Annotated in this window: 17 protein-coding genes; 9 read left to right on the forward strand and 8 right to left on the reverse strand. The window is 47.9% G+C overall.

Features of this window, described 5'->3' with window-relative positions:
• Positions 1–2 precede the first annotated feature (2 nt).
• From lptC to CVT49_11980, 6 genes are read right to left on the reverse strand one after another with little or no spacing between them, the layout of a single operon-like run.
• The gene (gene lptC / locus CVT49_11955) at positions 3–575 is read right to left on the reverse strand and encodes an LPS export ABC transporter periplasmic protein LptC (GenBank protein PKK82782.1); all 573 of its coding nucleotides are present in this window, start codon (positions 573–575) and stop codon (positions 3–5) included.
• Position 576: 1 nt separating this feature from the next.
• Positions 577–1,539, reverse strand: a complete 963-nt coding sequence (locus CVT49_11960) for a hypothetical protein (GenBank protein ID PKK82783.1) — start codon at positions 1,537–1,539, stop codon at positions 577–579.
• Positions 1,524–2,483: a hypothetical protein gene (locus tag CVT49_11965; protein PKK82784.1), complete on the reverse strand. Its 960-nt coding sequence runs from the start codon at positions 2,481–2,483 to the stop codon at positions 1,524–1,526. Before CVT49_11965 ends, CVT49_11960 begins: the two co-directional genes overlap by 16 nt.
• 8 nt (positions 2,484–2,491) lie before the next feature.
• The gene (locus CVT49_11970) at positions 2,492–3,037 is read right to left on the reverse strand and encodes a hypothetical protein (GenBank protein ID PKK82785.1); all 546 of its coding nucleotides are present in this window, start codon (positions 3,035–3,037) and stop codon (positions 2,492–2,494) included.
• Between the two features lie 3 nt (positions 3,038–3,040).
• Positions 3,041–3,835 (reverse strand): 3-deoxy-8-phosphooctulonate synthase, encoded by a 795-nt coding sequence (locus tag CVT49_11975; protein PKK82786.1) that lies wholly within the window; start codon positions 3,833–3,835, stop codon positions 3,041–3,043.
• Positions 3,836–3,867: 32 nt separating this feature from the next.
• Positions 3,868–4,341 (reverse strand): hypothetical protein, encoded by a 474-nt coding sequence (locus CVT49_11980; GenBank protein PKK82787.1) that lies wholly within the window; start codon positions 4,339–4,341, stop codon positions 3,868–3,870.
• Between the two features lie 159 nt (positions 4,342–4,500).
• Between CVT49_11980 and CVT49_11985 the strand changes: the two genes are divergently transcribed.
• The 9 genes from CVT49_11985 (at position 4,501) to CVT49_12025 (ending at position 14,007) form a co-directional block, all read left to right on the forward strand.
• The gene (locus tag CVT49_11985) at positions 4,501–5,589 is read left to right on the forward strand and encodes an efflux RND transporter periplasmic adaptor subunit (GenBank protein ID PKK82788.1); all 1,089 of its coding nucleotides are present in this window, start codon (positions 4,501–4,503) and stop codon (positions 5,587–5,589) included.
• A 1-nt stretch (position 5,590) separates the two neighbouring features.
• Positions 5,591–6,823 carry an ABC transporter permease gene (locus CVT49_11990; protein PKK82789.1) on the forward strand — a complete coding sequence of 411 codons (1,233 nt, stop codon included), beginning with the start codon at positions 5,591–5,593 and terminating at the stop codon, positions 6,821–6,823.
• A gap of 7 nt (positions 6,824–6,830) precedes the next feature.
• On the forward strand, positions 6,831–8,078 hold the full coding sequence (locus CVT49_11995) for an ABC transporter permease (GenBank protein ID PKK82790.1): 1,248 nt from the start codon (positions 6,831–6,833) through the stop codon (positions 8,076–8,078).
• A 27-nt stretch (positions 8,079–8,105) separates the two neighbouring features.
• Positions 8,106–8,813, forward strand: a complete 708-nt coding sequence (locus CVT49_12000) for a macrolide ABC transporter ATP-binding protein (protein PKK82791.1) — start codon at positions 8,106–8,108, stop codon at positions 8,811–8,813.
• A gap of 101 nt (positions 8,814–8,914) precedes the next feature.
• Positions 8,915–9,799, forward strand: coding sequence for a hypothetical protein (locus CVT49_12005; protein PKK82792.1), 885 nt, complete (start codon positions 8,915–8,917; stop codon positions 9,797–9,799).
• A gap of 57 nt (positions 9,800–9,856) precedes the next feature.
• The gene (locus tag CVT49_12010) at positions 9,857–10,969 is read left to right on the forward strand and encodes a hypothetical protein (protein PKK82793.1); all 1,113 of its coding nucleotides are present in this window, start codon (positions 9,857–9,859) and stop codon (positions 10,967–10,969) included.
• A gap of 76 nt (positions 10,970–11,045) precedes the next feature.
• Entirely contained in the window at positions 11,046–12,239 is a 1,194-nt protein-coding gene (locus CVT49_12015; protein PKK82797.1) for a hypothetical protein, read from the forward strand.
• Positions 12,240–12,245: 6 nt separating this feature from the next.
• Positions 12,246–12,950, forward strand: coding sequence for a hypothetical protein (locus CVT49_12020; GenBank protein ID PKK82794.1), 705 nt, complete (start codon positions 12,246–12,248; stop codon positions 12,948–12,950).
• A gap of 100 nt (positions 12,951–13,050) precedes the next feature.
• Positions 13,051–14,007: a hypothetical protein gene (locus CVT49_12025; protein ID PKK82798.1), complete on the forward strand. Its 957-nt coding sequence runs from the start codon at positions 13,051–13,053 to the stop codon at positions 14,005–14,007.
• A gap of 21 nt (positions 14,008–14,028) precedes the next feature.
• Here the strand turns inward: CVT49_12025 and CVT49_12030 are convergent, their stop codons facing one another.
• Together CVT49_12030 and CVT49_12035 are read right to left on the reverse strand one after the other, a co-directional pair.
• On the reverse strand, positions 14,029–14,445 hold the full coding sequence (locus CVT49_12030) for a hypothetical protein (GenBank protein PKK82795.1): 417 nt from the start codon (positions 14,443–14,445) through the stop codon (positions 14,029–14,031).
• Between the two features lie 15 nt (positions 14,446–14,460).
• Positions 14,461–14,826, reverse strand: a complete 366-nt coding sequence (locus tag CVT49_12035; GenBank protein ID PKK82796.1) for a hypothetical protein — start codon at positions 14,824–14,826, stop codon at positions 14,461–14,463.
• Positions 14,827–14,930 lie beyond the last annotated feature (104 nt).

Raw genomic sequence — 14,930 nt, forward strand, 5'->3', positions numbered from 1 at the left:
TATTACTCCGTCAAATCTTTGGTATCTTTGAAAGCGCCTTTAACCTGCCGTTTGATTTTGAAACCCTTCAAATCCTGGTCCGCTTCGAAGCCGTAACCCATCAGCGTATCACCGTCCTGATAGATCGTGACATAAGCATCGGTCGTGACTTTTTGCTCCAGACCGTTCCAGAAAAGCTGTTCTGTCTCAAGGCGCGAATTATCCTCTTTCGATACGACCACGACATGACCATTCGCCACCATGTATTGCACCGATTCGCGAACCAGCCCGCTGTCGGCGATCAGGTGCGAGGTTTCAATCCCCTTGTGATTATAAAAATGAACGTCGAGCCCCCAGGCCAGGGTGGAATCCTGTTTATTATACTTCTCGATATAATCCGCCTTGATTTCGGTTGATCGGACCGAGCCTTTGAACAGAAATATCGAGGCTCCTTTGATCTGCTGATCGGGACGGATGGCGCTGGTATCGGCCAGTGAACCATCACCCGCCCCCGGCGCCTTGATTTCGTTCTTGTCGCTGCATCCGAAACCAGCCGCCAGAAATAAAACTATGATCACTGCGGTTAATCTAATCATTTTATCCCTTATCTTTATTATCGACTTTTTCTATCCTCTCATCCACCGGTCTCGTCAGCCAGCGGTTGTGAATCCAGATCCACTGGTCCCGGTATTCATCGATTATCTCCTCAAGCGCTTTGGTGCATTTGGCTGTAATATTATACACATCTTTGTCGAAATCGCCGCTCGATTCAATCGTAACTTCCGGTTTGACAATCACTTTATAACGGTCACCGACTCGGACACAGGCCGCCGGGACAAATCCCGCCCCGGCTTTGAGTCCCAGAATCGAATGTCCCACCGGCGTATATGATAGTTTTCCGAAGGCCGGAACGAACTCCGAACGGACGCGCATCGAATCGGTATCCATCAGCACCCCCAGGGCATAGCCGTCGCGAAGAATTCTCATAATCCGGCGCGGCGAATCGGTGGTCGAAATATTTACGATCCCCATCGATTCCCGATTGTCGATCAGAAGCTTGTCCAGTCTTTTATCATACATCTCCCGGCCGATAACCGACACTTTATATCCCCGCTCGGCAAAATATACCGCCAGCAGTTCGAAATTACCGATATGCCCGGTGACGGCAACCATGCCTTTGCCACGATTATATACGGCATCAAAATGCTCCAGACCCTCGACATCGATAAGACTTTTTATCTTCCGGGAATAATGTTTCCTTATTCGGAACACCTCGGCCAGATTTTTTCCGAAATTCATGTACAAATTTTTTATGACTCGCTCGCACTGAGCCGCAGTCAGGCTTTCATGATATACCATCTGCAGCGTCATGTGCGCGGTCGCCCTGTCTTTCGTGCTGAAATAATAAGCGATATATCCGAAAACGCTTCCGACAAAAACCGCCATCGATCGCGGCAGAATATTAAAAAACCATTTAACAAAAACGGCAAAGCGATAGACAAGATTGTTTTTTATTCTTTGCAGTCGCTTATTTTTCACGGGAATCAAACAAGTTTTGATTTCAGAATATCATGCAAATGAATAATGCCGATCGGGTGACCGTCCCTATTTATGACGGGCAGCACCGTTATGGAATATTTTTCCATCATAGCCAGGGCCTCATCCACCAGCGCGCCCCGCTTTATGGTCTTCGGTTTTTTCACCATGACCTCACTCACCGCCCGATCGTGGAACCCCTTATCCTTCTGCACCAATCGCCGCAGGTCGCCATCGGTAAAGATCCCGACCAGCATGTCATCGGCGTCGGCGACCAGCACCGTGCCCAGTCTTTTGCCGGTTATCTCGAGGATGGCGTCGAGCATCGGCGTTTCCGGTTTGACAACCGGTATTTCGGAATTGGTGTGCATCAAGTCCTCGACCCGCATCAGCAGTCTGCGGCCAAGCGACCCGCCGGGATGAAGATGCGCGAAATCATCCGCCGAGAAATTCCGTTCCTCGAGCAGCGCAATGGCCAAAGCATCGCCCATCACCAGCGCCGCCGTGGTCGATGAGGTCGGCACCAGGTTGTTCGGGCAGGCCTCGGATTTGACCGAGCAGTCAAGAACGATGTCGCATTTCGAGGCCAGTGGAGAGGCCATCTGCCCGGTGAGAAGGATTATTTTTACTTCGAGACGTTTGATAGTCGGCAAAATCGTATATAATTCTTCCGTGGCGCCCGATTTGGAAATGGCTATCAGGATATCATCGGTGCGTACCAGCCCCAGGTCGCCATGGACCGCTTCGGCCGGATGCAGAAAGAAAGCCGGTATGCCGATCGATGAAAATGTTGCAGCGACTTTTTTCCCGACCAGTCCGGACTTGCCCATACCGGTCACGATGATTTTTCCCCGGCATTCCAATATGGCCTGTACTGCCAGCGTGAAACTTTCATCGAGCCGTTCGGCCAGATCGGCCACTGCCTCGGCTTCTTTTCTGATTACTTTACGACCGTTTTCAAGAATCATTTTTGCACCTATATTAAATGGGCAGCGGGATCAATGCCGTTGCCGTCGAAATATGCCTGTATAACTTCACGCACCGCCCCTTCGCCGCCCTTCGCCCGGGTAACATAATCAACTTCATCCAGCAGTTCGCTGGCCGAATCGGCTACCGCAATCGACAGCCCGACCTCCCTGGCCAGGCCGATATCCAGAATTTCATTTCCGATAAAGGCTACCTCGGAATGTTTGATACCCAGTTCCTCGAGCAGCGGGGCAATCTGTTTACGTTTGTCAAGCATCTGCTGCAGGACATATTTGACACCAAGATCCTTCATGCGGGTCGTCGTGGCTTCCGATTTTCTCCCCGAGACGACGGCAACTTCCAGCCCGGCCCGCATAGCCAGCACGATAAAAAGGCCATCCGAGATATGGAATTTTTTCATCTCAAGACCATCCGGACCGAAAAATATATGATCATCGGTCAGGACACCATCGACATCCATGGCAAACAGCCGGATTTTTTTCAACCGCGCCTTGAATTCTTCGTAAGTAAGACGTTTCTTATTTTTGCCCGTCATAATCTAATTCTTCACAGCCTCTCTGACTTTCAATATTTCCATGATGAACGTTTCCAGTTTGTCCAGCGGCAGCATGGTCGCCGAATCTGAAAGAGCTTTGGCCGGTTCGGGATGTGTTTCCAGAAAGAGACCGTTTATCCCGATTGCCACCGCCGCCTTTGCGAATGGAATAATAAACTCCGGCTGGCCCGATGAAAAATTGCCCATTCCGCCCGGTAATTGAAGCGAATGAGTGGTGTCGAAAACGACCGGATAACCGAACCGCTTCATTATCAGCAGGGAACGGAAATCGACCACCAAATTGTGATAGCCAAATGATGAACCTCTTTCGGTGAGAAGCACTTTCCCCGATTTGGCCTTGGCCGCAATTTTGTCCATATCTTCCGGCGCCAAAAACTGCCCCTTCTTAATATTAATCCATTTGCCGGTCGCAGCCGCCTGGCGCACCAGTTCGGTCTGGCGGCAGAGGAAAGCCGGGATCTGCAAAATATCGACCACATTCGCGGCCATCAGCACTTCTGTGGTCTCATGGACGTCGGTAAGAACCGGTAATTCGAAATTATCACGAACCTTGCGCAGGATACCCAGCCCGACATCGATTCCATGACCGGCGAATGATTCGCCCGAAAGGCGATTGGCCTTGGCATAGGAAGATTTGAAAATGACATTGAGATGATATTTCTCGGACAGACTTTTCAATCGTTCGGCCACCGTAAAACAGATTTCTTCCGATTCAACAACACACGGCCCGGCAATCAGGAATAGTTCTTTACCGTCAAGAATCCGGTCGATATTCATAAATCCCCCTGTCACCTATAAAACATAGGTTTTTAAAATTTCCGGAAATGCCACTTTATAATATCGCCGTCATTGGTTATATATTTGTCCGAAGCAACCTGTCCCATCGCATCGTTGACCGAATACATCCAGCCATAATTGCCGTTGATCTCGATGGAATCGATAGCCTGGACGAAGTTTCCGGCAATGCTCGGAATAAAATCGACGGCATGATCCCGCTGTGTGATTTCAAAGACGGACTTTCCGGCTTCTCCCTTCAATTCGACAATCAAACTGTCCACGGGAGCCGCATCGGTTTTCGCGGCCGAACCGGCCCTAGCTTCCTTTTCGGAACTCGAACACCCGCATAAAGCAAGAACGATACAGGTAATGACCAAATAATGTAATTTAAATCTAAGCATATCTGTTCTCCAAAACTTCTTATACTCCGGATTTCTTAAAATATGCCATTTAAAGGAGAATGTCAAAAGGAATGGTGCCGGATTAAATGAACGGTCAAAAGGCAAATTTAAGGCTTTTTCAGCAACATTTTCCTCAAATAGAGGTCAAACACAAGTGATGGATATCTGTGAAAATAGCAGGCCGCGAAACAAAACCGTTCAATATCCGTATTTTACAGACAGAACAGAGGAAAAAGATAAACCTGACATATCGAGAGTGAAAAGATGGTCAAAAAAATTCTCCTTATATGCGTGATCGTGGCAGTCATTGCTACTGTCCTTTTCTTTGCCCTCAGCGGCAATGCCAGCAAGACTGGTGACCAGAAAATAATCAAGGTGGAAAAAGGAACGATTATCGACAAAGCTCTGGCCGTGGGGAAAATTGAACCACGTCAGGAAACTTCGGTCAAGTCAAAAATTTCGGGAATCGTCAAAAGGATTTTTGTCGAGGTGGGCGATTATGTCAAAGTCGGCGATCCTCTTATCGATGTTGCTCCCGACCCGACCCCGATCGAATTTGCCACCGCCAAGCGCAATGTCGAGATTTATCAGGTGGCTTTCGACAACGCCAAGCTCGAATACGATCGCTTTAAAACCCTTCTGGACAGAGAACTTATCTCCGATCAGGAGTATGAAAGCAAGAAAGCAACCTACGAAGAAGCGCGCCTCAGGCTGCAACTGGCCCAGGAACAGTTTGATCTGATTCAATCCGGCAATACCCAAATCGCCGACCTGAAAGTTGATAATATAATTAAATCGCAGGTCAACGGCATGGTTCTGCAGAAACTGGTCGAGGAAGGTGACCCGGTCGTTCCGCTGACCTCATATCAGGCCGGCACCGATTTGATGACTTTGGCCTATATGGAGGACCTGATTTTCAAAGGAACGGTCGATGAAATCGACGTGGGCAAACTTAAATTGGGTTTGGCGGCCGAGATCAAGGTCGGCGCCCTGCCCAAGGACACGGTCATGGGTGAGGTCCTTAGGATATCGCCAAAGGCCCGGCTGGATCAGGGCTCAACCGTTTTTGAAGTCGAGATAAAACTGACCGACATGGGCACCAAACTGCTTCGCGCCGGATATTCGGCCAACGCCGATATTATCATTAAAAAGAAAGACAGTATTCTGGTCATTCCGGAAAGGCTGATCGAATTTGTCAATGATACCGCTTATGTCGAGACGCATGACAGCCTTGGTGATACCAACCGCCTGGTCATCGAAGTCGGGCTGTCCGACGGCATCAATATAGAAGTGCTGTCGGGACTTACCGAGGGCGATATGCTGGTCGAACGGCCGCCAAAGGAGATCGAATAGGATGCTTCCGCTCCTGTCCATCAAGCAGTTTTTCCGGGATATGCGCAACCAAAAATTGCGCACCTTTATGACCATGTTCGGTATTCTCTGGGGAACGGCGGCGGTGATATTGCTTATGGGTTTCGGTACCGGGATGTATAAGGCCCAGATGAAAAGGTTTAAAGGATTGGGAGAGAATATAAGCATTATCTGGCCCGGCCTGACATCAAAACCATGGAAGGGCCTGCCCCGCGGACGTCGAGTGATGTTTACCGAAGATGATGTGGCCAGGATCAAGGCCGCGGTTCCCTCGATATTGAGAATTTCTCCCGAGTATGCCCGGGGCAGTATTCCCATGAAAACCGGCAAGAATAATCTGGTCGCCCGAGTGGCGGGCGTCTGGCCGGAATTCTGCGACATGCGAAGCCTGATACCGCAGGAGGGCGGGCGGTTCATCAATGCCCTCGATATGGTTGAAAAGAAACGGGTCGTCTTTCTCGGCAACCGCCTGGCCGAAAGATTGTTCGGTCAGGGGGACCATGTCGGCAAAATTTTTATGATTAATAATGTTCCCTTCACGGTCATCGGGATCATGAAAGAGAAAGACCAGAACTCCTCATATTCGGGGCGTGATTACAATCATGCCTGGATACCGGCCTCAACCTACAGGACCATGTGGTCGAATCGCTATCCCCAGAATATGATTGTCCAGGCCCCCCGGCCGGATATGATGGGCAGGGTCAAACAGGAAATCAAAAATGTCCTGGGTTCGAAATACAATTTTGATCCGAAGGACACCGAAGCGCTCATGATTTGGGACACGACCGAGGGTTTCAAATTCTTTGCCACCTTCTTTCTTGCCTTCCGGGCCTTTCTGGTCGGCATCGGCTGTATGACCCTGGTCACCGGTGGAATCGGCGTCAGTAACATTATGAATGTGGTGCTGGAAGAGCGGACGAAGGAAATCGGCATAAAAATGGCCATGGGCGCCAAGAAAAGAGTCATCATGAGCCAGTTCATGTTCGAAACCATCCTGCTCACCGCCATCGGTGGGACACTTGGATTCCTGATGGCTTTCGGTCTCATGAAGGCGCTGCCGCCGAGCCTTACCGAAGATATCGGCGAGCCGACCATTACTTTTTCCGGCGCCTTGATGGCTGTCGGGATCGTCGGCCTGATTGCCCTGGTTTCCGGTTTTTTCCCGGCCCGGAGAGCCGCTAACCTGGAACCGGTAAAAGCATTGAAATTATTTTAGGTGGAATATGAGCCCATCGATTCTTTACAATATATTTGTCAGGGACTTTCGCAAGCAGCGGAAACGGATGATCCTTACTTTGGTGGCCATTCTCTGGGGCACCATGTCGATTATGATGCTGCTCGGTTTCGGCGAAGGCTTGAAGGTCCAGTTCATGAAGGGGACGACCGGTCTCGGTGAGGGGATCGTCATCATGTGGGGCGGGCAGACTTCGATCGCCCATGAAGGCTTCGGCAAAGGACGGCGGATACCCCTGTATGAAAGCGATATCAAATTTCTCAAAAAAAATATGCCGGAGCTCAAAGAGGTGGCCGGGGAATATATCCGCTGGTCGGTCGAGATCGATTACAATGACAAAATTCTCAATGAAAGAATCAACGGGGTCTTCCCGGTATATCGGGACCTGCGTAATATGATTCCCGAAACGGGCGGAAGATTCATGAATAAGCTGGATATGGACATGAAGCGCCGGGTGGCTTTTCTCGGCGACGGCGTTAAGACCAGGCTTTTTGGAGATGAAGACGCCGTCGGCAAAACCATTTACATTCAAAAAATTCCCTTCAAAGTGGTCGGCGTCATGAAGCACAAGGTGCAGATGAACAGCTACCAGGGTCAGGATGAGGATGTTATTATCATCCCGGCGACAACTTTTGTCAGTATTTTCGGCGATCCCTATTTGGACAATATTATTTACCAGCCGGTGGATATGAATAATACCAAGGCGGTCGAGAAAAGAGTTTTCGAAGTGATGGGGGCCAGATACAAATTCGATCCCAAAGACGACCGAGCCCTGTCATTCTGGGATGTTGTCGAAACCAACCGCATGACGCACGCTATTCTGTTCGGTATTGAAGTATTTCTCGGAATTATTGGCGCCCTAACGCTCCTGATTGCCAGTGTCGGCGTAGCCAATATCATGTATGTATCGATCAAGGAACGGACGCGTGAAATCGGCGTCAAAATGGCGGTCGGCGGAAAGCGCATATATATTATCGGCCAGTTCCTTCTCGAGGCCCTGGGGATAACCTTCCTCGGCGGCTTTTTGGGAATTGCCATTACTTATGTGATAACAGAAATTTTCAAAAAAGTCCCCATCGATAATGAGGCCTTCGAGCTTCTCGGTAGACCGACGATATCGCTTGAAATCGGACTGGTGGTGGTCCTTATTCTCGGCATCATGGGACTTCTCTCCGGATTGTTCCCCGCGATGAAGGCGGCTTCGATCAATCCGGTCGAGGCCTTGAGATATGAATAAATACTCTTTGAGCATACAGGTGTAATCATGATTCAAATGACAAACATAAAGAAAATCTATAACACCGGAAAAATTGTTTTTGAAGCTTTAAAGGGGATTGACCTCGAAGTCAAAGACAATGAATACATCGCCATCATGGGGCCGTCCGGTTCCGGTAAATCTACTCTGATGAACCTGATGGGCTGCCTGGATACGCCGACCGAAGGTGATTACTATCTGGGCGGACGCAAGGTGGACAGCCTGACGGCCAATGATCTGGCGGAGGTTCGCAATCGCCAGGTCGGCTTTGTTTTTCAGGCCTTCAACCTGCTGCCCTATGCCTCGGCCTATGAAAATGTCGAACTACCGCTGCTGTTCTCGGGTATGCGGGCGAAAGATCGCAGGAAAAGAGTAACCGAATTGCTTGCCAGGGTCGGCTTGACCGATAAAACGCTCAATAAACCGACGGAAATGTCGGGCGGCGAAATGCAGCGGGTGGCGATTGCCCGTGCGCTGGGTAACAGCCCGCAGTTGATTTTAGCCGATGAACCGACCGGCAATCTCGATACCAAATCGGGCGGCGAAATTATTAAGATTTTCGACGAACTCTGGCAGGCCGGACATACCGTCATCGTCATTACTCATGATGCCAATATTGCCAATCATTGCCAGCGCATAATCAAGCTCAAGGATGGCTCCATTTATAACGGAAATGGATTCCCGGCCAGAAAGATTGAATCGGCAATAATAAACTGATTTTTTATGTTGTTTTAGACTATATCAGCCGTTAATTAAAGATATCAATGGATTACAATAATCTACTAAGTAATGCCTTTACGTTATCCTGGAAGCACAAGGTGCTCTGGGTTCTGGGCTTTTTTGCCACTTCGACGAGTTATTTCGGGGTGGCTAATAGACTAATTCCCGATAAACCTGACCTCTGGAATTTTGACATTGAGGGCGGTTTTTTTCAGGGAGTTATCGACTGGTTTCGTTTCAACCCTGAAATCTCGATTGCGCTGATAATATTTATCGTCGCCATGGTTCTGTTGCTGCTTCTGATATTTTTTATCTTTAGTCTGATCAGTATTGCCGGTCTTATCGATGGCGTTTACAAAATAGAGAAAAACGAAAGTATAAAACTTTCACAATTATTCAAAACCGGAGCCGCTCATTTCTGGCGTTTCCTGGGATTGTTTCTGATTGCTGTGGTTGTGGGGATAACATTTGCCGTGCTTATCATTTTGCCGATTGTTCTGGCCTTTATCATGACACCTGTTGTGGGCGTTCTCGCTCTGCTGATCGGTATTCCGATCGGTTTCGGCGGGATTTTCTTTTTTGGAAATATATATTCACTCGCCCAGCGTGAAATTGTGGCCTTCGGATCGCCCGTATTTCAGGCTATCGGGGAAGGCTATACCCTTCTAATCAAGCATGTCGGCCCCAATCTCGTAATTTTCCTGATCGGGTTTTTTCTGGAAATTGTATTAATTATCGGCGCGACTGTAATAATATTATTATTCGCCGTCCCGATCGTGTTCATGTCAACCTATTCGACCTGGATACTGGTCGCTTCGATTATTATTATTTTGCCGCTGTTCCTGATGATCGCGATCGTCATCGAAGGTCTTCTCGGGACTTTTTTCAGTTCCCTGATAACTTTGTTCTACCTGGAATTGCGTAAACTCTCGCCGAAACAGGTCATCCCCCCGGCATCGGACCCGGCCACGGCGCAATCGTAATTTTCTCCCGCATAAAGTTCTTGCTTTTCTCTTAATATCATGCCTAATTTAACATCTATGAAAAAAGCGACACTCATTTTGCTGGTTTTTTTAATGGCGGCCGCGGCTATGGCACAGAAAGAGGAAACGACCTTTTTGCCCTACGCCCCAAAACCGCTGCGCACCGATCTGCCGACCGTTGCTTTTAAAACCGACAGCCGCTTACTGATGAAGGCTTTCTATCCCGAATATTATTTCAACGATTATCTGGTCGGGAGAGATATCCGCTGGGTCGAGCGCAATGATTCCGCTTTCATGGCTGTCTGGGACAGCCTCGGCTATGATATTCTGATCAAACTTGAAGAGCTCTCCGGAATAAAATGGCAGGAGCGCAAAATCGACATAAACTTGATGAAATATTTTCGGGCCGATGTCCTTTATGATCCTCCCTGTTTTCCGCTGGAAGGCATTAAGATGGATGACTACATTGAAGTGGGAGCGACCGGGCTGCACCAGGTTCTGAATCTGATAAAATTGCTGGCCGGGCGCAATCTCATGCAAAATGAACTGCCCGGTAATATATATGACCCGATTACGAACCACCCCTTGATGGAAAAGAGCGGCTTTCGTTTCGATGTTCTGACCATCACCCTGACTATGTCCTGCGCGGAACTGATTATACCGGCCGACAGCCTTCAGAAAATTATAAAATCGACCGGTTGGAGACGGCATAATCCGGGCTGGGAAGTGTACCAGAATCATTTCCGGTTTAGCTGGGTATTATCATCCCCGGAACAGCCGTTGTCGTTTTATCTGTCCCGGGAGCCCTATGATTCGCCGCTGGTCAGCCTTACTCGCGCACCGCGCCCGCCCAGACAGGATGACGCCTCAAAGGGGACGGATAACTCTATCAAAATGGCTGCGGGTGGCGGCAAACTCGGTTTCTCGGTAGCCAAAACCCCGTCCGGCCTTCTGCAGGTTGTTGATATTGACACGCTTGGTCTGGCGTATTCCAGCGGCCTGATGCCTGGGGACCAGATTAAAAGAGTCAATGGTGAAATTGTCCGCAATGCCCGGGACCTGATGAGCAAAATCCTCGACAAACTGCACACTGAAGGCGTTTACATGATTGTCATCCGCGATGGCCGCGAGAACGGACTATTGTTTCTTCCCGCCGGTGATCAATATTAATTCCGGTTTCCCTCTGATTGATTTTCATAAAATTGCGGTTATGATCTGGCCCGTATCTGCTTGACATTTTAGATTGATGTCAATATATTCGCGCAACCGTTTAATTAAGCTGAGTGAGAGAGAACAGAGTTTGCTGAAAGAAAAAATCCCCGATGAAGAACATCGGATTGGATTTCACATTAACGGCCGAGGGATTAAGGCCGGCAACATTCTCAAGCCAATCGGAATTCTGTTTTTCCTGTATATTTTTATCCTTTCGATAACGCTTCTGGGCGATGCTTTTAAGCTCTTCGGCAAAGACTTCGCCGAGACATTGATAAACACGACTTCCAACCCTATTGTTGGCCTGTTTATTGGTATCCTGGCTACTTCAATTATCCAGTCATCATCCACCACAACTTCGATTCTGGTCGGTATGGTGGCCAGCGGGCTTATCACCATCGAAGGCGCCATTCCCATCGTCATGGGCGCCAATATCGGAACCACCGTCACCAATGCCCTTGTCTCGCTGACCCATATCACCCGGAGCCGCGAATTCAGCCGGGCCTTTTCCGGAGCCATTGTGCATGATATATTTAACATCCTGTCGGTGGCTATCTTCTTCCCCCTGCAATATTTCACCAATTTCCTGGGTCGCACGGCCATTTTTATGGAGCAGATGTTCGAGGGAGCGGGCGGATTACATTTTATTTCTCCAATTAAAGTGATGACCAAACCGGTTGCGACCATGATAATCGACGCTTTGGGAAAAAGCGCCTGGATGTCGGCAGTTGCCGCGATTCTTCTTCTGTTTATTGCCCTCAAATTTATGGTCGATATCATGAAGTCGCTGGTTCTCAGCCGGGTCGAAGGATTCTTCAGCCGATATATTTTCAGAAATACATCCAGCGCCCTGCTGTTCGGCATCCTCCTGACGTCGATTGTGCAATCATCTTCAATTACAACCTCCCTGATCGTCCCCCTGGTCGGAGCCGGGGTGCTTACTCTTCGACAGGTTTATCCCTACACGCTGGGAGCAAATATCGGGACTACGGTCACCGCCATTCTGGCCTCCCTGGTCACCCAAAACACGGCGGCGGTGGCGGTTGCCTTTGCTCATCTGATGTTCAATGTTTGCGGAATGGCGGTTTTTCTGCCGCTGTCATGGATTCCGATAACTCTGGCCAAAAAATTGGCCCGATTGACATTAAAAAACAGATTTATACCGATTGGATTTATAGTATTGATTTTTTTCCTGATTCCTTTAGCTTTAATTTATCTGTTGAGGTAACCGGTTATGTATAAAAAATTCATGGAGTTGTTCGGGAAGGAAAATCTTCTGGATCAGGCTATCCGGATGACCGAGAAGATGCTGGCGACCGACCGGGAAATGTTTATCGCATCGGTGGAATCCCTGCGCAAAAAAGACCATGCCAGACTGCCCTTTGATATTTACGAGAAGGACAAAGAAATCAACGAGTACGAACGCCTTGTCCGGCAAAATGTCCTGACTCATCTGACAGTTTCCGGCATTCATAATATTGTCCCGGGACTGGTGCTGGTCTCGATTGTGATCGATGTCGAAAGAATCGGCGACTACACCAAGAATATTATCGAGCTGGCCATGGCCCACCCGACTCGCCTTGAAGGCGGCATCTTTGAAAAAGACCTGGCCGATATTGAGAAGATTGTTACCGAAAGATTCGATTCCATCACCGGCGTGATTTCCAATATGGATATTGCGGCAGCTAAAAAAATTATGTCCGACCACAGAAATGTCTCATCCCGCTGCGATCATATAGTGACTGATATTATTCAGGAAAAGGACAAGTCGCTGACACCGGGTGCTGCTTCCACTCTTGCCCTTTATTTCAGATACCTCAAGCGGGTGGCCAGCCATATTACCAATATTGCCAGTTCGATTGTCAATCCTTTTCCCAGAATCGGTTTCAGCTACCAGAAATCCGGCAGCAATAACTCGACTGAGGATACGGAATCCTGAACCGGCCAAGATTATTTGTAATACCGGCTGTGCGGTTTATGAGGCAGCCTGTGTTTTTTAGTTTTTGAAACGGAAATTATTTCTTATTGTTATCGGTAAGATGGAAGAATTCTGGCAATTATTAAATAATAAGTATATCCTCTGGGGCGGGTTTAATCTCCTCGTCCTGGCTATGCTGGCTCTCGATCTGGGCATTTTCCACCATAAGGATCACAGGATTTCTATCAAGGAAGGCCTGGTCTGGTCGGTTATCTGGATTATGGTCGCCCTTATTTTCAATGTCTTTGTCTATTTCTGGCATGGACATACGGCGGCGCTTCAGTTTTTTACCGGTTATCTGATCGAACGAGCCCTCAGTATCGACAATATTTTTGTCTTCATCATGATCTTCACCTATTTCGGGGTTGACGAAAAATATCAGTATAAGGTCCTTTTCTGGGGCATTCTCGGGGCGCTGGTTATGCGCGGGTTGTTTATCGGACTGGGGGCGCTTCTGATTTCGATGTTCCACTGGGTAATTTATATATTCGGCGCCTTCTTGCTCTATACCGGCATCAAAATGGGCATGACCGATGATAAAGAGATCCACCCGGAAAAAAATCCTATTCTTAAATTCGTCCGGAAATTCATGCCGATCACCAAAGATTACCATGAGGGGAAATTTTTCATCCGCCGCCTGGGCAAGACATTTGGGACACCCTTATTTGTGGTTCTCGTCGTGGTCGAGACCACCGATGTCGTCTTTGCCGTTGATTCGATCCCGGCCATTTTTGCCATCACCCGCGACACTTTTATTATTTATACATCCAATGTATTTGCCATTCTCGGCCTGCGGGCGCTCTATTTTGCCATCGCCGGGCTGATGAATATGTTCGCTTATCTCAAGTACGGCCTTTCGGCGATTTTGTCCTTTGTCGGAATCAAAATGCTGGTATCGGGATTTTATAAGATTTCTGATATGCTGTCTTTGGCCATAATCGGGGGCATTCTGGCCCTGTCGATCATCGCTTCAATTATCTGGAAAAAGCCGGAGAGCGACAAACCGGCCGGAATCTAATAGAAGCATTAAGAATAATGACTATTTGAGCTTCGCCTTCTTCTTAAAAGCGGTGGATTTATTCTTGCCCTTGGGCTTCGAAAACGCCCCTTTCTTATCAAATAATTTCCGGGAGATAGCTTTTTTTCTATTTGCTGTTCGAAGTGTGGCCTTTCTTGAAACCTGCTTGGAGAGATTTAGACTATTTATTTTCCCCCTGACAGAAGCCAGACTTCTATTTAGTCTATTTGCAATAAAGGAGGCAGGCTTTGTTTTATATTTATTTTTTAGCAATTCAACCTCTTTTTGAGTCCATGGCCTAGGTGGAGGTGGGGGTGGAATAAATTCCCCATCATCACGCTTCTTGGATTTTTTACCAGAACTTCCTGGAAGATTTTTTGTTTTTAGAGCGGCCCGTCTTTGATTTATTCTAGTTTTATCATTACTTTTTCTAGGCACTTCAACCCCACCTAATTAAAACCAAAGGCTATTGAATTTATCATCTATTGGTATTGGCCTTTGTGTCAATACATTTAAAATTACAAATATAAGTAAAAAAATAAGACCCATTAAGAATGTGCAAAATGCCCTTTTTTTTGCAGTGGCTGCTTTCTTTATTTGATCGCCTGAGTACACTTCGGAGGTAACCACCTTTTCTTGGGCCATCTGCTTGTTAATACGCTTTATTTCTTCTTGAAATGATTGTTGGTAGCACCGCAAATAAACCATTGTTAGCACAATGCAACAAACAAAGAAAAACCAAGAAATAACTAGAAGAAAAAAATAATCCGTAAGGTAATTTTCAAATGCCCCGCTTACTAAAGTCACGGATAAAGCCAAAGCCCCTGAAGTTCCCCCGATTTAGTGGACACGGAGAAAGGATACTATTATTATGATTCTTTCTCATCCTGAGTCCCGAAGGACAGGAGGTGTTCAGATGTTGA

It is taken from the genome of candidate division Zixibacteria bacterium HGW-Zixibacteria-1 (assembly GCA_002838945.1).
Lineage (GTDB): Bacteria > Zixibacteria > MSB-5A5 > GN15 > PGXB01 > PGXB01.